The organism is Caldicellulosiruptor sp. DIB 104C (genome assembly GCF_028198085.1).
Classification (GTDB): Bacteria; Bacillota; Thermoanaerobacteria; order Caldicellulosiruptorales; family Caldicellulosiruptoraceae; genus Caldicellulosiruptor; species Caldicellulosiruptor saccharolyticus.
Map to the genome: position 1 here is coordinate 722,934 of NZ_CP116337.1, position 17,352 is coordinate 740,285.

General features: G+C 35.5%; 14 protein-coding genes and 1 riboswitch. Of the genes, 9 read left to right on the top strand and 5 right to left on the bottom strand.

What is annotated here, in order from left to right:
* The first annotated feature begins 12 nt into the window (after window positions 1–12).
* A complete protein-coding gene (gene purB / locus PGC14_RS03475; RefSeq protein ID WP_271629519.1) occupies window positions 13–1,443 on the top strand; it encodes an adenylosuccinate lyase in 1,431 nt (476 codons plus the stop codon).
* Window positions 1,444–1,538: 95 nt separating this feature from the next.
* Here the strand turns inward: purB and rgy are convergent, their stop codons facing one another.
* From rgy to PGC14_RS03500, 5 genes are all read right to left on the bottom strand, one after another.
* Entirely contained in the window at window positions 1,539–4,904 is a 3,366-nt protein-coding gene (rgy, locus tag PGC14_RS03480; RefSeq protein ID WP_271629520.1) for a reverse gyrase, read from the bottom strand.
* A 136-nt stretch (window positions 4,905–5,040) separates the two neighbouring features.
* The gene (locus PGC14_RS03485; RefSeq protein WP_011917109.1) at window positions 5,041–5,508 is read right to left on the bottom strand and encodes an ACT domain-containing protein; all 468 of its coding nucleotides are present in this window, start codon (window positions 5,506–5,508) and stop codon (window positions 5,041–5,043) included.
* A 12-nt stretch (window positions 5,509–5,520) separates the two neighbouring features.
* On the bottom strand, window positions 5,521–6,279 hold the full coding sequence (dapB, locus tag PGC14_RS03490) for a 4-hydroxy-tetrahydrodipicolinate reductase (protein WP_039764095.1): 759 nt from the start codon (window positions 6,277–6,279) through the stop codon (window positions 5,521–5,523).
* Between the two features lie 56 nt (window positions 6,280–6,335).
* The gene (dapA, locus tag PGC14_RS03495) at window positions 6,336–7,223 is read right to left on the bottom strand and encodes a 4-hydroxy-tetrahydrodipicolinate synthase (RefSeq protein ID WP_011917111.1); all 888 of its coding nucleotides are present in this window, start codon (window positions 7,221–7,223) and stop codon (window positions 6,336–6,338) included.
* A gap of 55 nt (window positions 7,224–7,278) precedes the next feature.
* Complete coding sequence (locus tag PGC14_RS03500) at window positions 7,279–8,280, bottom strand: aspartate-semialdehyde dehydrogenase (RefSeq protein ID WP_011917112.1); 1,002 nt, start codon at window positions 8,278–8,280, stop codon at window positions 7,279–7,281.
* A gap of 126 nt (window positions 8,281–8,406) precedes the next feature.
* A riboswitch (Lysine riboswitch) is annotated at window positions 8,407–8,591 on the bottom strand.
* Window positions 8,592–8,747: 156 nt separating this feature from the next.
* On the opposite strand from PGC14_RS03500, the gene PGC14_RS03505 reads away from it, so the two are divergent.
* From PGC14_RS03505 to PGC14_RS03540, 8 genes are all read left to right on the top strand, one after another.
* The gene (locus PGC14_RS03505; protein WP_271629521.1) at window positions 8,748–9,140 is read left to right on the top strand and encodes a nucleotidyltransferase substrate binding protein; all 393 of its coding nucleotides are present in this window, start codon (window positions 8,748–8,750) and stop codon (window positions 9,138–9,140) included.
* Window positions 9,137–9,436, top strand: a complete 300-nt coding sequence (locus tag PGC14_RS03510) for a nucleotidyltransferase family protein (protein WP_039764089.1) — start codon at window positions 9,137–9,139, stop codon at window positions 9,434–9,436. The genes PGC14_RS03505 and PGC14_RS03510 overlap by 4 nt, the downstream gene beginning before the upstream one ends.
* A 5-nt stretch (window positions 9,437–9,441) precedes the next feature.
* Complete coding sequence (ispF, locus tag PGC14_RS03515) at window positions 9,442–9,915, top strand: 2-C-methyl-D-erythritol 2,4-cyclodiphosphate synthase (protein ID WP_039764087.1); 474 nt, start codon at window positions 9,442–9,444, stop codon at window positions 9,913–9,915.
* 84 nt (window positions 9,916–9,999) lie between these two features.
* Window positions 10,000–11,172 (top strand): DNA double-strand break repair nuclease NurA, encoded by a 1,173-nt coding sequence (locus PGC14_RS03520; RefSeq protein ID WP_039764085.1) that lies wholly within the window; start codon window positions 10,000–10,002, stop codon window positions 11,170–11,172.
* A gap of 19 nt (window positions 11,173–11,191) precedes the next feature.
* On the top strand, window positions 11,192–11,776 hold the full coding sequence (locus tag PGC14_RS03525) for a hypothetical protein (protein WP_039764083.1): 585 nt from the start codon (window positions 11,192–11,194) through the stop codon (window positions 11,774–11,776).
* Between the two features lie 19 nt (window positions 11,777–11,795).
* Window positions 11,796–13,463, top strand: a complete 1,668-nt coding sequence (locus PGC14_RS03530; RefSeq protein ID WP_271629522.1) for an ATP-binding protein — start codon at window positions 11,796–11,798, stop codon at window positions 13,461–13,463.
* A gap of 30 nt (window positions 13,464–13,493) precedes the next feature.
* Window positions 13,494–14,753, top strand: coding sequence for a metallophosphoesterase family protein (locus PGC14_RS03535; protein ID WP_271629523.1), 1,260 nt, complete (start codon window positions 13,494–13,496; stop codon window positions 14,751–14,753).
* A gap of 21 nt (window positions 14,754–14,774) precedes the next feature.
* Window positions 14,775–17,348: an AAA family ATPase gene (locus PGC14_RS03540; RefSeq protein ID WP_271629524.1), complete on the top strand. Its 2,574-nt coding sequence runs from the start codon at window positions 14,775–14,777 to the stop codon at window positions 17,346–17,348.
* Window positions 17,349–17,352: the final 4 nt, after the last annotated feature.

Sequence of the window (17,352 nt, forward strand, 5' to 3'; positions counted from 1 at the left end):
AAGTGAAGAAAGTTGCACCACATTTATGAGACACCACTTAACTCACGTTATGCAAGCGATGAGATGAAAAGACTTTTTTCTGATGACACAAAGTTTAAGCTTTGGCGGAAGCTTTGGATTGCTTTGGCAGAAGCACAAAAAGAACTGGGGCTTGACATCTCTGATGAACAGATAGAAGAGATGAAAAAGTATTCAGATGACATAAACTATGATGTAGCAAAGCAAAAAGAAAAAGAGCTTCGTCATGATGTAATGGCTCACATTCATGCGTTTGGTGAGCAGGCAAAAAAGGCAAGACCAATTATCCACCTTGGCGCAACAAGCTGCTTTGTGACAGACAATGCAGATATCATCATAATGTATGAGGCAATGAAGCTTATTAGAAAAAAGCTTGTCAGCTGCATAAAGGTGTTGTCTGAATTTGCTTTAAAGTACAAAGACATGCCGACATTGGGTTTTACACACTTTCAGCCTGCTCAGCTAACAACAGTCGGCAAAAGAGCAATGCTGTGGGTTCAGGACCTGGTGATGGACCTACAATTTTTAGAGTATGTAATGGACCACACTTACCTAAGAGGCGTGAAGGGAACAACTGGTACACAAGCAAGTTTCATGGCTCTTTTTGATGGTAATGAAGAAAAGGTAAAAAAGCTTGACCAGCTTGTTTGTCAAAAGATGGGTTTTGAAAAGAGCTTCCCACTTACATCCCAGACGTATCCGAGAAAATTTGATTATTTAGTTTTATCAGTGCTTGCATCAATTGCGCAAAGCGCTTATAAATTTGCAAACGATATAAGGCTTTTGCAGCACTTAAAAGAGATAGAAGAACCGTTTGAAAAAACGCAGGTTGGTTCATCAGCAATGGCATATAAAAGAAACCCTATGAGATGTGAGAGAATCTGTGCCTTGGCAAGGTATATAATGGTCAACATTCAAAATCCACTGTTTACAGCATCCGTCCAATGGCTGGAGCGTACTTTGGACGATTCTGCAAACAGGCGAATTGCGATCCCTGAGGCGTTTTTAGCAACAGATAGTATTTTAAACCTTTATCACAATGTTGCAAGTGGGCTTGTTGTGTATGAGAACATGATAAAAAGACACATTGAACAAGAGCTTCCGTTTATGGCAACCGAGAATATACTGATGGAAGCGGTAAAGCGTGGCGGTGATAGGCAGGATTTACATGAAAAAATTAGAAGGTATTCCATGCAAGCTGCTCAAAATGTCAAAGAATTTGGGAAGGAAAATAACCTGATTGAACTCATATCGAACGACCCAAGCTTTAGACTTTCAAAAGAAGAAATTGAAGCTATTTTAGACCCTAAAAAGTTTGTAGGAAGAGCACCGTCTCAGGTAAAAGAATACTATGAGGAATATGTAAAACCTATATTGGAAAAGTACAAAGATGACCTTGATTTCAAATCAGAGGTGAATTTATAGAAAAAAAATAGAAAGGGACTGTTTATTTTCCAGTCCCTTTTCTATTAATTTCTTTTTTGTATTACAAAAGTCGTTTAAATCAAAAAAGTTCTGTTTCACCTTTGCATAATTTTTGTAAGCTCTTCATATAAGCTATTTAACACACTTTGATAATCCTTTTCACCCATTTCAACGATTTCCATAAGTCTTTCAAGATCCCTTGTTGTCTCTTCATTTATATAATCTTGGTAATGTTGTGCAAGGTAAGAATACACTTTTCTTCCAAGTGCAGTTGAACGAATCCTTCTATATTGGTCCTCGAATACATATCCTCTTTTGAAAAGGGTCTCAACCATTTTAGCATATGTGGATGGTCTTCCTATATTCTTTTGTTTCATCTCATCAATAAGCATTGCTTGGGTGAAAAGAGGGGTTGTGTGCTTCTTGTAACTTTTCTTTTCTGTTATTTGGTATTCTCCACTTTCAAATTTTGAAAAAATCTGAATTGGACTGAACAAAAGCCAGCCTTCTTCTATCACCCCAATAGGCATTTCTTTTTCTATTTCTTGTTTATCAAACCTGAAAATTAATTTTTGATATTTTACAAGAGGGTTTTTCATCTGGCTTGTGAAAAATCTATTGAATATAAGTTCGTACACCTTAATATGATTAGCTGTCAAACCCTGAGCAAGTCTTTCACTTGACAACTCTTTTAACTCCAAAGGCGAAATTGGCTTAACAGGTCTTATTGCCTCGTGCGCACCCTCCGACCCGAAACTTCGGCCTACAAACAAGTCCCTTTTGCCTATCTTTTCTAAGTATAATCTTGCCACATTTTGACCTGTAAGTGATATTCTGTTTGAGTCAGTTCTGTGATATGTTATAAAACCATGTTCAAACAAAAACTGTAAAATTTCCATAATTTCCTGTACGCTGAGGTTTAATTTTTGTGATGCATAAGACAAAAGTGTGGGTGTATTAAATGGCAAAATAGTCTCAAGCTCTTTTTCATTTTCTTCTACTACCTCTACTAATACCTTGTCGCCATCTATTTTGCCTTCTGCCTCAAATCCAAACCCATTTTCAAATCTCACAAATGTAAATTCTTTTTGACTCTTTGCATATTCCTTTTCTCTTTCTATAATCCAGCCAAGGACAGTAGATTGCACTCTTCCTGCAGATAAATTATAGCTTTGAAAATTTTTCTGGAGCTTTGAGCTCAGTTCAAAACCAACCCACCTGTCTTCAATTCTACGTACAATCTGAGATTTTACAAGGTTTGCATTAAAATCGCGCTGGTTTTTTATGGCACTTTCAAAACCAAATTTTGTTATTTCGTGCATTTCAATTCGTCTTAAGTTCGGATTGACAGGTTTTAGATACTGGGATATATCCCATGAAATCTTCTCGCCCTCAACATCAGGGTCTGTTGCAACTAAAACTTCGTCTACTTCAGCTGCTATCTCACGAAGCACCTTTAATATCTCCTTTTTGTCATCAATCTTATCAGAGCCACATTTAGGACATGAAGGATACTCATCAGTAAACTGTGTACCACAGCTTGTACAGCGTTTGATAGAGTTATAGTACGGGATAAAATTGCCGTTTGATATTTCTACCCCATGCACTCCTGTTTTTGTATCAAGGTCATACACATGTCCTTTTGAGGCAGTTATGAGCAAAATTCCATCTGGAGTTACTGATTCGTATACAGAGAGCCTTCCATACCTTCTTGTTGATGCTTTTTCTAAAAATCTTGAAATTGTCTCTGCTTTTGTGGGCGATTCTACAATCATAAACCTTGACTTCAAATCTGAAGACCTCTCGGTTATTGAAGCCTCATTTCTGCTCATTTCAACCTCTTTGATTAAATCCTCAAAACATACCTCATCTTCGGTTTTCCATTCTTCATCAAGCAAAAACATGAGTCTTGACCTGAGACTTTCGAAAAGTAGGTCATCATCTTCAAATAAGATTGAAACTCCTTTTGTCAAAGAGCTACCCAACATTCGTGATGTCCTACCAGAACCTTGGATATATGTGAAAACATCAGGGAAGAATATCTGACTCTCATCTGAGATTTTCAAGTTTGAAAAGGACTTTTTAACAAAAACAGTCCACTTATCTTGAGGAATATACTTTTTTACTATCTCTCTTAACCTTTCGACCCGATATCTATCTATGCCTTTAAAAAAGCTTTTTAGCTTGGGATGTTCTTCAAGATAGTCAGAAAACACCCTTTCTAAGACAAACCGGGGCGCCTTTTCAATATCTGTTGAAAACCTAAACGAGGGCGTGCCCCAAAATATTGAATACTTTATTCTCAAGGGTAGGTCTATGCCTCTCACAAGCTTTCCATAGTATGAGTATATGCCACATAGAATTTTGAGCTTTCCATCTTTGAATTCCTCAAAACTTTTTTCAAAATCTTCCCATGTTTTACCGACAGATATTCCTTCGTTTTCTAAAAAGTTTATCACATCTTTGCCTTCTTCTTCATTTTCAACAAATAAGAGGATGCCATCATTGAGGATTTTGATTGTCTCAAGCAGCTTTTCTTTCGATTTTTTAGCAATTCTAATATTTGTAATATTTCTTATGCTGAATGTGAATCTACCTATTTCGAAACCAAGTAGCTCTCTAAACAAAAGAGGTTTTAGTCCTTGTGGCTTTGCAGTAGCAGAAGATACAATGAGAATGCCTTTAGATAAAGTAGAAGATGTGCCGTTTTGTTTTTGTTCAGGATACTTAATACCTTTTTTGAGGTTTTCAAATGTCTGGTCAATTGTCTTTTGGTCAATTCCAATCATCTGCAAAAGAGTGTCAATGTTTTTTGAAGATTTCAAAATTGCATCAACATCATCTATAAACACTAATGAGAATACCTTTTTTGCTAGGTCATCTTTTCGCTTTGATATAAATTGCGATGAAACAATCAAGATGTCAAATTCACCGTTTTCAAAGTTTTTCTCAAACTCGTCCTTTTCGGTTCTTTTCATTGATGACTTATAAGATAGAATTTTAACACTTTCTTTTGGCTCTTTATTGGCAAACTCAAGAAGTCTCTGATGCGCTTGTTCAACCAGCGATACAGTAGGAAAGATTAAAGCTACCTTCTTGCCATTTTTTGCCATCCACAGTGTTGCAACAAGTCCAAATGTTGTCTTACCAAGGCCTGTGGGAGCAATTAAAGTGAAACTTTTTGAGAGTAAAAGTCGCCTTGCCCAGAGCCGTTGATATCCTGTCATCGGTTTTCCAACTTTTGATACAAAAAACTTTTCAAACTCTTTATATTCATTTTTGAAATTCCAAAAGTAGGCATAATCTTTTAGGCTATTATGTTCTTTCAAGCTTTCAAGGATATTCATATTATTTTCAAATGGTAGACACTTTTCACATGGAAGTCCTTTTTGATTTCTTGTATCTGAGTTAATACCACCACAGTTTATGCATGAATGATAATATTTTGCTCCTGTTGCCAAGCAAAATTCCCCCTTATTCTTTTTTGAGGGCTTTTAGTTTTTCTAATTTTCAAATATACTAAGGGTTTTGGAAAAATTCAATATTAAAAAAAGCTGCCCGCTTTAAAATTTTCCTATCGGGGCAGCTTTTCAAAGTTTACTCTAATTCAAATCTCTGTTTTATAATCTCAACGGCCTTTTCCTCATCTTTCTGATCAATCAAGTATGAGATGTCAACCTCGCTTGTTGTCACCATCTTAAGCTCAACACCTGCTTCTGCCAAAGTGGTGAAAAGGGATGCTGCAACGCCCGGCAAATCTCTCATAGCTTCACCGTAGATACTCAGCTTTGTCAGGTTAGAAATTATGTCAATTCTTAAATGTGGAATCTCTTTTTTGAACTTGCTCAGCGCTGAAATTGCCTTTGGTACATTTTCTTCATCAAGACTAAATGATAGATTTATATTTCCTTTGTACGGGGCTGTCTGGCTAATCATGTCAATGTTTATTCCGTGACTTGCTACTTCATTGAAGATTGAGGCAATCAGGTCTATTTTGTTTGGGACATTATCCAATGTTATCATGGCAACGTTTTGAGTGACATTTAAATTTGTCACAGGCTTCAAATTCAAAACACCTCACATTGAATTAATCAGATCACTCATGTTATATATACCCGGCTTTTTGTCTTTTATAAACATTGCAGCCCTGATACTACCGTTTGCAAAAACCTCTTTTGAAAGGGCTGTGTGTTTTATCTCTATAATCTCATCTGGACCAGCAAAGATAACACTGTGCTCTCCAACAATTGTACCTCCGCGCACTGAAAAAATTCCTATCTCATTTTGAGCCCTTTTCTTTCTTCTTGTGTGCCTGTCATAGATGTACTCATACGCATTGTTTGCAACCTCGTTGATAGCATCTGCAAGCATAAGAGCTGTGCCAGAAGGTGCGTCAATCTTCTGGTTGTGATGTTTTTCAACAATTTCAATATCAAACTTACTTCCCAGCGTCTTGTATGCTTTTTGTACAAGATCTGCAACAAGGTTAACACCAAGTGACATGTTGGCAGACCAAAAAATTGGTATCTCTTTTGAAGACTCAACAATCTTTTCTTTCTGTTCACTTGTAAAGCCTGTTGTGGCAATTACAACTGGTTTTTTCTTTGCCTTTGCAAATTCTAAAATTGCAAGTGTAGCCTCTGGCAGAGAAAAATCAATTATTACATCAAACTCTTCTTGAATTTGAGAAGGATTACTGTAAACAGGATAGTCAAAATTTCTTGTAGTGTTCAAATCAACACCTGCAACAATTGTAACATCTTCATATGTTTTTGCAACCTTGCTAACAACCTGACCCATCTTGCCATTGCAACCGTTAAGTAAAACTTTTAGCATTTGTGCATCACATCCATCTATGCTTAGTTTTTTAGAGATGTTTAAAAACGTATTTTTTACTCTTTTATGTTTATTCCATAGTCAATAAGAGCCTTTTTTAGTATCTCTCTATTTTTCTCAGTCATTGTAGTAAGCGGCAGTCTTGGCCTTCCGACATTGAATCCCATCATATTCATAGCTTCTTTTACAGGTATTGGATTTACCTCAATAAATAATGCTTTGATAATTGGAAGTAGCTTTAGCTGCAGCTCTTTTGCCTTTTCAACTTGGCCGTTTAAGAAGTACTCAACAATATCATGTGTCTCATCAGGCAAAATGTTAGCAAGAACTGAGATCACACCAATTCCACCAACAGAGAGTACTGGTACAATCTGGTCGTCATTTCCAGAGTAGATGTCAATGTCAGGGCAGAGCATAGCAATTTCTGCAACCTGTGTGATATTTCCGCTTGCTTCTTTGATAGCTCTTATGTTAGGAAGTTTTGAGAGCTCCTTCATTGTCTCGGGCAGTATATTTAGCCCTGTTCTTGATGGAACATTGTAGACAATTATAGGGATTGACACAGCATCGTTTATTTCTTTAAAGTGTTCAATCAGACCTTTTTGGGTTGTCTTGTTGTAGTAAGGTGTTACATGCAAAAGACCATCTGCACCAAGCTCCTGGGCTTTTTTGGAAAGATATACTGCATGTTTTGTATGGTTGCTGCCAACACCCGCAATGACAGGTTTTCTGCCAGCTACCCTATCAATGACAAATCTAATTACCTCTAAATGTTCATCGTCTGGCATTGTCGAAGGCTCGCCGGTTGTACCGCATACGATGATAGCATCTGTTTTGTGTTCAAGATGAAAATCAACAAGCCTCCCAAGAACTTCAAAGTCCACACTTTCCTCGTCCTTAAAAGGTGTTATCAAGGCAACACCTGAGCCTTTAAAAATTGGCATAGCAATAAAACCTCCCATTTATTCAAAACATTAAATTATGGTCAAACTGAAAATATTAACTAAAGAAATACTCAATTACCTTCTCAGCTATCTGAACAGCATTTGTAGCAGCACCTTTTCTGATATTGTCAGCAACAACCCAAAGATTTACACCACTTTCAACAGATTCATCTCTTCTGATTCTTCCAACATACACTTCATCCTTACCAGATACATAGATTGGCATTGGGTACAAAAGATTTTCTGGGTCGTCTTGAACAACAACACCTGGTGCCTGTCTTAAAGTTTCTTTTAATTCTTCTAAATCAAATTGTTTTTCAAATTCAACGTTAATGGACTCACTATGACCATTGAAAACAGGTACCCTTACGGTTGTTGCTGTAATTTTGATAGAGTCATCATGCAAAATCTTCCTTGTTTCATTTATCATCTTCATCTCTTCTTTTGTATATCCATTTTCTAAGAAAACGTCAATATGAGGAATTACATTTCCTGCAATTGGATATGGAAATTTCTTTGGTGGTGCACCTTTTAAACCTTCTTCCAAATCTAAATATCCTTGATACCCAGCACCTGAGACAGCCTGATATGTCGAGTACACAATTCTCTTTATTTTGTATTTATCATGCAAAGGCTTTAGAACAACAACTGCCTGAATTGTTGAGCAGTTTGGATTTGCGATAATTCCCTTATGCCACTTGATATCCTCTGGATTTACCTCTGGTACAACTAAAGGAACGTCTTTTTCCATACGCCATGCGCTTGAGTTGTCAATTACAATGCAACCTTTGGAGGCTGCGATTGGTGCAAAGTGGAGAGAGGTAGATGCACCAGCTGAGAAAAGTGCAATGTCTATCCCTCTGTCAAATGAATCTTCTTTTAGCTCTTCTACAATGTATTCCTTTCCCATAAACTCAACCTTTGTACCAGCTGATCTGCTTGATGCAAATAGGTAATATTCTTCAACAGGAAGATTTCTCTCTTCTAACACTTTCAAAAATGTTCTACCAACCATACCAGTTGCGCCAACTATTGCCATTTTGATTTTCCTTGCCATTTTTGAATTAGCCTCCTCTAAAAATATTTTACTTTATTTCTGCATACAAAATCAAATAAAACTAAAAAAAGCTGGTCTTCAGCCAGCTTCTGTTAATATATTGTATAACAAGGATTATACAATATATTAACAGATAGCGCTCCACCAATTTTTCAATTGGTGACAGTTGCATGGATATTCTCCATGCACCCAGGGAAGTTTCCAAGAAGAAAGAAACTCCCTTCGGCGTCTTTTCCTTTCAGCAGGCTTCATCTGTGTCTTCTTTCACATCCACCTGCCTACTCTTAAAAGACGCGACCTCTATCTATTAATATATTATGAGCTATTCACTTGTGGTGTTTATTTAATAATACCATTAAAATTCTTTGTATGTCAAATCTTTTTGAAAAGCTAAAATTTATTTTCATGTGATATAATTTAAATACCAACGCGTAAAAAAACAAAATTAAAAATGGAGGATGGATAATTTGGAAAAAATTAAAGAAAGGTTTGCTAATTTTCAGAAAGCACTTTTGAGATTGAAAGAAGCTATAGAAGAAAGGAGCGATAATCCTCTTTTGTATGATGGTGCTATTCAAAGATTTGAATTTACATATGAGCTTGCCTGGAAATTATTGAAGGCGTATTTGGAATATCAAGGCATAGTAAGTATTTCTTCACCCAGAGCAGTTTTCAAAGAAGCATTTTCAGTGGGTTTGATTGAAAATCAGGAAAAATGGCTAAGGATGATTGAAGATAGGAACTTGACTGTCCACACCTATGATGAATGTGTTGCCAAAATAATATTTGAGAGAATAAAAAGTGATTACTTACCTTTGTTTGAGGAACTTGAGAAAAAAATCGAGGAGTTGATTAAATGAAATTTGGGATTGAAGATGTCATATTTGAGAAAATTATGGAGCTCATCAGAAGTGAAAGGACAATAAAAAAGGCTATATTATTTGGTTCAAGAGCAAGAGGTGATTATAAAATAAATTCGGATATTGACATTGCAATAGTGGTAGATGGTGAAACAACAGCTGGTTTTAAATTAGATTTGGATGAAGCTGCAGGGCTTTATAAGGTTGACTTAGTTGAACTTGAGAAATTAGAAAACGAAACATTCAAAAATAAAATCTTAAAAGAAGGAATTGTAATATTTGAAAGGGGAGTTTAAAGCAAATGTTTAAAGTGGGAATTGGATATGATGCTCACAGATTTGTCGAAAAAAGAAAACTAATCTTAGGTGGTGTTGAGATTCCATTTGAAAAAGGGCTTTTAGGTCATTCTGACGCAGATGTTTTAATTCATGCAATAATTGATGCCATCCTTGGTGCTATGGGCGAAAATGATATTGGAAAGCTCTTCCCTGACACTGATATGAAATACAAGGATATCTCAAGTATAGTCCTTTTAAGGGAAGTTTCGAAACTTTTGAAAAATAAAGGTATGAGTATAATTAACATAGATACAACAATAGTTGCACAAAAACCAAAGATTTCTCCATATACAGATGAGATGAAGACAAACATTGCAAAGGCTTTAGATATTGAAAAAACTCAGGTAAACATAAAAGGGAAAACGACAGAAGGTTTGGGATTTGAAGGAAGAGAAGAAGGAGTTTCAGCTTACGCTATTGTTCTATTACACGAATAAATGTTTGATAAATTTTATTTATAATGGTATAATCTTAAGTGATTGATAGTGATCGATTACATTAAATATAGTGGATGTGAGAGAATGTTAGATTTACACAATTTAGCTCAGCAAATAAGTGAAAAGAGAAATATGATATTGCAAAAAGAAAAAGAGATAGAAGAAAATATTCAAGAGGTTTTTAATTTTTTAAGCTTTTTAGATGAGCAAAAGGTAGAAAAGGTGCTTTCTAAAATTCCAAGAAAAGATGAGAAAAACGAAATCTTATTTTGTCTTCCATATTATAGTAACTTTAATAAATTTATGACGGGTTTTCCCTGTGAGGTTCAGACAAGTTATGAAGTATTTGCAGTTGATGGTAGCAATACTGAGATTGACAGGCATATCTCACAGCCTTACTACCTTTTGAACATTGCCTGTGTAGAAATTACTTATAACAATGAAAACAGCAATTTTAATTACCAAACATATCCTTACATTTACCTTGACGAAGAGCTTTATTCAAAAAAAGAAGCTCAGGCAATCAAAAGCTCATCTGAAATATCAAGAGAAAGACAAACAAAAGAGTACATGGCTATTTTAGAGTATGTTGAAAACTGTTTACCAAAAAGTGATCTGAGACTTGTTCTTTATGATGGAAATCTCATTGATTGGACACAAGACAGGCAGGGTTTACGCTTTGGCAGAAGAGCAAATCTTGAGCTTGAAAAGATTTTTAATGTGGCAAAACAAAAAAACGTAGCAGTTTGTGGTTTTATTTCAATGCCAAAGAACTCTATTATCTCTAATCTTTATAGGATATATAACTGTGAAAAGATGCGGATTGACTGTAAAGAATGCAGCAGAGAAGAAAAGAGAAATTGTGAAAAGATAGAGAGAATAAAAGATGTATTTTTGTTTTCGGACCTAAAAAGTGGACAGCACTCTAATGTATTTTACACCTTAGGAAGAGCATTTGACGAGTTTGAAGACACAGATATTACCTTTGTTTATCTTGCAACTGGCTACGAGATTGCACGAATAGAAATTCCTGTTTATGTTGCAAAAGATGAAAAGTGGCTCAAAAAATGTATCGGTGCAATATATCACCAGTGCCAGGTTGGATTTGGTTATCCTATATCGCTCACACATGCTCACGAGTTTTCTACTATCTCACATCAGGACAAAGCAGCCATAGAAAATATCCTTTTGGGGGTTGGAGATGAGATTTTGCCATATTCTGCAAAGAAGAATAATAAGGTCAAAAGGATAGTATAAAAAAGGAGTTGTGCTGGTGATGGCAGTTGGTGAGATAATTGATATTTCTTTTACTCAAATTACATGTGAAGCAAAAGATCTTGACAATATCCCTACAGCCGGTCAGTTTATAAGATTTGAGCTTGATAACTACAAAGTCTTGGGGTGTGTTACAAGGTATGACGTAGGAAGTATATCACAAGAAGGATATCCGCGGGCCCTGTGGAAAACCCCAGAGGAGCTAAAAAGGTTTTATCCACAGCTTGAGCAGATTTTAAAAGGTTATTTTAAGTGTATAATCCTTGGCTTTATATCAAATGGCAAGTTCATAAACTGCCTTCCGGACAGAAGTATAAGGCTTCACACAATGGTTGAGTTGGCAGACAAAAACGATATCCTTTTGGCAACACAAAGCAGTTTGTTTCTAAACTCTGTTATAAAAGCAAAGGATGTTGACGTTGTTGAGGTAATTCCGTGGATGCTCTACTTTGCCTATGTTGCAAGAAAAAAGGATTATGAGTACATAGAGCATATGGGGAAAGAGCTAAACGCATATCTTAAATATGACTTAAATCTTCTTACACCTATTATTGAAAGACTGGAAAATTTGATTTCTCACTTATAAAAAAAAGGGTGAGTAAAAGATGCCGGAAAAGTTTTATACTGGTCAAAGGATTGGCAAGGTCATAGGCGGCTCATTTTTAGAAGGGCTTGCAATAAAGGTTGAAGATGATTCTATCATTGAAGATACAAGAATAGGTAGCATCTTAGTTAGCCAAACAGAGAAGAAAAAATACTATTGCATGCTCACTGATATGGTCATAGAAGGCATGAACAAGCAATCTTTAACTGAGCTTCCAAGAGGCACTGAGTTTTCTCTTTTAAATAGAATTACAAGAGGAACTTCAATTTACACAATATTTAAGGCCCAGCCTGTTCTTGCATTTGATCTGCAAGAGGGGAAAAACCAGCCAATAAGAAACATTCCTCTTCATGCTTCAAGTGTCAGAAGGGCAACATATGATGATATCCAAGATGTATTTGGAAGCTTTGAAAAAGACCCCAAACGTTTTTTCCCAATCGGAAGCGTTCTTGACATGGATGAAAGTACCCAGGTGTGCATTGACATAGACAGGTTCATTGAAAGAAGCAGTGGTATTTACGGTCGAACAGGTACAGGGAAGTCATTTATTGCAAGACTTATAATGGCAGGGATTATTCTTTCTGACAAAGCTTCTTTGCTGATATTTGATGCGCATTCAGACCACGGTCCAGATAGCATTGATGAGGAAAACTATCATGTAAAAGGTTTAAAAAGTCTTTTTGGAAACAAAGTTCAGATAATGACAATTGAAAGCAGTTCAGTAAACAGAGCAGGAGTGCTTCCAATTGAGATTGATGTGAGAGATGTTGAGGTTGAGGACATCTTGTCAATCTCTGAAGAGCTAAACTTAAATGAAACAGCTGAACAAGTGATGATTGCTCTCAAAAACAAGTTAGAGGCACAAGGAAGACATTGGCTTCATGAAGTCTTGGTAAATGGTGAGGAACTTGCTGAGGAGTTTAAAGACAGTGAGGCTATTGTCAACAGAAGTTCACTTTTAGCGCTTATAAGAAAACTTTCTGTGTTAAAAGAGCTTCCTTATCTTAAGTACGACAGAAGTCCTGGAACAAATTCTATTGATATAATCTTGGATTATCTTCAAAGAGGGATTAGTGTTGACATAACCTTTGGCAAAGGAGACAAACTCCTACACTACTTATTTGTCACAAACGTGTTATCAAGACGAATTTACAATAAATACATGGAGATGTATGAAAAACACATATCAAACAGAAAAAAATACCCAGCACCAAGACCGCTCGTGATTGCAATAGAGGAAGCCCACAGATTTTTATCACCGGATGTTGCAAAACAGACAATATTTGGCACAATAGCAAGAGAGATGAGAAAAGCAAAGGTAAGCCTTATGTGCATAGACCAGCGTCCTTCACAAATAGACAGTGAGATTGCTTCACAAATAGGCACAAGGGTGATTTTAGCACTTTCTGATGAAGCGGACATTGCAAGTGCACTTGCTGGCATGAAAAATAGTAAACAACTGAGAGCTATTATTGAGTCTCTTGATTCAAAGCAGCAAGCGCTTGTTATTGGCCATGCTGTTCCAATGCCAATTGCAATAAAAACAAGAGGGTATGACCAGAGCTTTTACGATTTTGTTTCGATTTTCAGTCCAAAGACTGATGTTGAAGACAATTACCGGAAGGTACTTGAAGCCTCAGAAGAGTTTCTGAAAGATATGGAGTATTAGAAATTCTTTTTAATAAAGGGTGGAACATAAATGTCAATACGAGGTGTTCACACAGCAGATCTTCATTTTGGTGTGACAACATACAGCAAAGAAACTCCAGATGGACTGGGATCGCGTGTTCATGATTTTTTCAGGACATTTGATAGAATATTAGAGTATATAAGACAAAACCATATAGACCTTTTGCTCGTCACTGGTGATATATTTAAAGACAGAGAGCCAAACTCTACCTTGCGAAATATGTTCTACAAAAGGGTTGTTGAGATTGCAAAAGAAGGCGTATTAGTTGTAATAGTTCCTGGGAATCATGACATGCACCCATTTGAAGCAAAACATCATTCAGTCAAGGTTTTTGAAATATTTGAACAAGAAAATATTGTTGTAATGGATAAGCTTTTTGAAACGAAAGTGTTTGATATAAAAGGTGAAAGACTCAGAGTTATAGCTGTACCATATCTTTACCTTGAAAGGTTTATAGATAAAACAATTCCTGAGAAGATTGAGCAGATTGAGCAAAACATTGCAAATTTTTTTGAAGAAAGATTGGCAGAAATTTTAGACTCATGTGAAGATGATATACCGACCATCTTAGCAGGCCACTTTACAGTCAATGAAGCTGAAGTTGGCAGTGAAAGAATGATTATGATAGGAAAAGATGTAAAGGTACCAATTTCTGTACTTTTACATCCAAAACTTAGGTTTGTTGCCCTTGGCCATATCCACAAACCACAGATTTTAAATTCCAAAGACCCGGCAATTGTGTACTGTGGCTCGCCTGACAGAATAGACTTTTCAGAAGCACAAGACCAAAAAGGTTTTGTAGTATTTGAAATAGAGAGAGAAAATTTTTGGTTTGAGTTTAAACCTGTTGTTGTCAGGCCTTTCTATCAACTTGAAATTGATTTGTATGAAGCAGATAGTGATGTAGAGAAAATACTTATTTCAGAGATAGACAGAAAAATAAAGAACTTAGAAGAAAACTCATCTGCAAACGTGAAAGCATCAGTTATAAAGCTTATAATAAGGACACAAAGTTTGCTAAAGGAAAGGCTTAATTTAACCAAGGTAGAAGAGTATTTAAAAGACATGTGTTTCATTTTAGCCCCGATTGAGATAGAGGTCACAGATGCCAAGAAAGATTTTAGGATTATCGAGGTTGATGAAAAGTCAGATCCTATTTTTGCATTTGAAAGGTTTTTGTCTGCAAGCCCAAAATATAAAGATATAAAAAACAAAAATGAGGTAGTTGCGACATTTAAATCCTTGTTTGAAGAAGTACAAAGTGACTAAAAAAAGTTGGGGGGTCAATTTTTGAGACCACTTTACTTAAAGATTGAAAACTTTAAATCTTATGATGAAAATTTCAATGAGATTGACTTTAAAAATATCAAGGTTGCGTGTATTGTAGGTAAGAATGGAAATGGGAAATCTTCTATTGCAGAGGCAATTACATGGGCACTTTTTGGTGAATTTGAGAGACTTCAGACTGGCAGGCGTGGCAAAATCTCTGAAACAGAATATATAAACTCACATAAAGATTACATGCAGGTTGAGTTTGAGTTTGAGATAGATAAGTTTGTGTACAGGGTTGTGAGAAGGCTTGATAGAAGAGGGAAAAAATATCTTTCTCTTTTTATCAAAAAAAATGATGTGCTGATTCCAATTAGTGAAGCAAACTATACCCAGACACAAAACAGGCTGGAAAGGATTTTAGGGATAGACTTTAATGTGTTTTTACACTCGGCATACCTTTCTCAGAAACGAACAGAAGACTTTTTGTTATCATCACCAGAGGAAAGGCGTGAGATTTTAGCTAAGATTTTAAACCTCGGCGTATATGACAGAATAAATGAGCTTGCAAAGGAAAAGAAAAAAGAAAAAAAGATGATGCTTGATCTCAAAATCAAGGAAAGTGAAGAGAAGTTAAAACTTACTTCAGAAGAAGAGAGTATTAAAACATCTATTTTAGAGCTTGAAGAGAAATCCAAAAAGATTACAGGCGAATTAGATACACTTAAGAATGAGCTAAATAATCTTGTATTTCAAAAGTATGAAATAGAGCAGAATCTTAAAACCATTGAAGAGAAAAAAAGAGAAAAGGAGGAAATTAGAAGAAAACATGAAAGTATAAAACAGAAGATTGAAGATAGCAAAAAAGAGCTTACAAAGATAGAAGATGAGCTAAAAAGTGAGTCTGAAATAACTTTAAAAGCAAGGGAATATGAGATTCTTAAAAACAATTTAGAAGCTCTTGAAAAAGACTATAATACTTTTGTGAAGCTTAAAAATGACATAGCACTTATTGAAAAAGAGATAAGTGGGAAGATAGAACAGAAAAAAATATTTGAAAAATCTATGAAAGAGACTACTGAAAAGCTTAGCAGAGAAAACTCAGAGCTTTCTAAGTATGAAGAAGAGCTAAAAAAGTCAGAAATTGAGATTTCCAACGTTGAGAAAGAGCTTGAGAAAATTAAGGGACTGAAGCAAGAGTTGGAAGAAAAAAGGGATGAGATTACAAAAATTGAGAAGTTTTTAGAAGTAGTTGATAGTAAGCTTAAAGAACTTGCAACAAACTATAAGTTAATTGAGTCAAATAAAGGGAAATGTCCTGTATGTTTGCGGAGAATAGATGGCGATGAGGAAAAGGAGCATATTAAAAGAGAGATAGCATCTCAAGGGAGGGAGTACAAGGAAAAAAAGGAAAAGTTAAATTTAAAGCTATCAAGCCTTAAAAAACAATATCAAGAACTTGAAGAAAAGGTAAAACAAGAAGAGGTTTTGCGCACCAAAGAGAAGAAGCTTCATGGTGCATACGAAAATTTAAAGGCAAAGGTTGAGCAAAAAAAGCAAAATATTAAAAACTTACAAGACTCAATTTTTAACGACGAACAAAATATAAAGGCCTGTGAGCAGGAAGTAATAAAGCTTGAGCTGAGATTAAAAGATTTAAAGGATGATTTTAATAAGTTAAACTTTGATGAGGAAAATTACAATATTCTTCTACAAAAGGTAAAAGAGCTTGAGGTATATCAAAACTTACTGAAAACAATAGAAATAAACAAGGTAAAGGCAGAGAACCTGAGAAATCATATTCTTGAGTACCAAAAGGAAGAGGATGAACTTTCAAAAAAGATTCAAGAGATAGACAGAGAGTTGTCTGATATGCTTTCTCAATCATCAGCCGAAAAACTTTCGAAGATTAAATCAGATATAAATAGTTATGAGATAAAAATCAGTCGTCTTCAAGAAGATTTAAACTCTATCTTAAAAGAAATAGGGATTTTTGAGCAGAAACTCAGCCAAATCAAAGAAGCTAAAAAGAAACTGCTTGTACTTGAAAAAGAGATAGAAGAAATAAAAAAAGAGATAGAAATTTATGATATCATCATTGACATAACTGGTCCTGATGGTATTAAAAATGAAATAATTGCAAACACCCTGCCACTTGTCAGGGATGAGGCAAACCGGCTTTTAAAACTTTTGACAAATGGAGCTTTTTCAATTGATTTTAAAACACAAAAGGAAATGGCTTCTGGTAAGACAATAGAAACACTCCAAATAGAGATTTCAGATAAAAATGGTACAAGAAACTACGAACTTTTTTCAGGGGGCGAACTTTTCAGGATTAATTTTGCTATTCGGATAGCTCTTGCAAAGGTACTTTTAAAGAGAGCAGGTGCTTCGATTAGAATGTTAATCTTGGACGAGGGTTTTGGGTCACAGGATGAAGAAGGGAAAGACCACATAATAGAGTGTTTAAATCAAATCAAGGACCAATTTGATACAATACTTGTAATAACCCATATTGAGGATTTGATGGATGCGTTTGACCAGAAGATAATTGTAAAAAAAGATATAGAAGGGTCTAAAATTTTTGTTGTATAATATA

Excerpts from the sequence above, each read along its gene's own strand:
- PGC14_RS03510 (WP_039764089.1), top strand. The coding sequence starts at position 9,137 with ATGAAATTTGGGATTGAAGATGTCATATTTGAGAAAATTATGGAGCTC.
- ispF (WP_039764087.1), top strand. The coding sequence starts at position 9,442 with ATGTTTAAAGTGGGAATTGGATATGATGCTCACAGATTTGTCGAAAAA.
- PGC14_RS03520 (WP_039764085.1), top strand. The coding sequence starts at position 10,000 with ATGTTAGATTTACACAATTTAGCTCAGCAAATAAGTGAAAAGAGAAAT.
- PGC14_RS03535 (WP_271629523.1), top strand. The coding sequence starts at position 13,494 with ATGTCAATACGAGGTGTTCACACAGCAGATCTTCATTTTGGTGTGACA.
- PGC14_RS03525 (WP_039764083.1), top strand. The coding sequence starts at position 11,192 with ATGGCAGTTGGTGAGATAATTGATATTTCTTTTACTCAAATTACATGT.
- PGC14_RS03500 (WP_011917112.1), bottom strand. The coding sequence starts at position 8,280 with ATGGCAAGGAAAATCAAAATGGCAATAGTTGGCGCAACTGGTATGGTT.
- dapB (WP_039764095.1), bottom strand. The coding sequence starts at position 6,279 with ATGCTAAAAGTTTTACTTAACGGTTGCAATGGCAAGATGGGTCAGGTT.
- PGC14_RS03530 (WP_271629522.1), top strand. The coding sequence starts at position 11,796 with ATGCCGGAAAAGTTTTATACTGGTCAAAGGATTGGCAAGGTCATAGGC.
- dapA (WP_011917111.1), bottom strand. The coding sequence starts at position 7,223 with ATGCCAATTTTTAAAGGCTCAGGTGTTGCCTTGATAACACCTTTTAAG.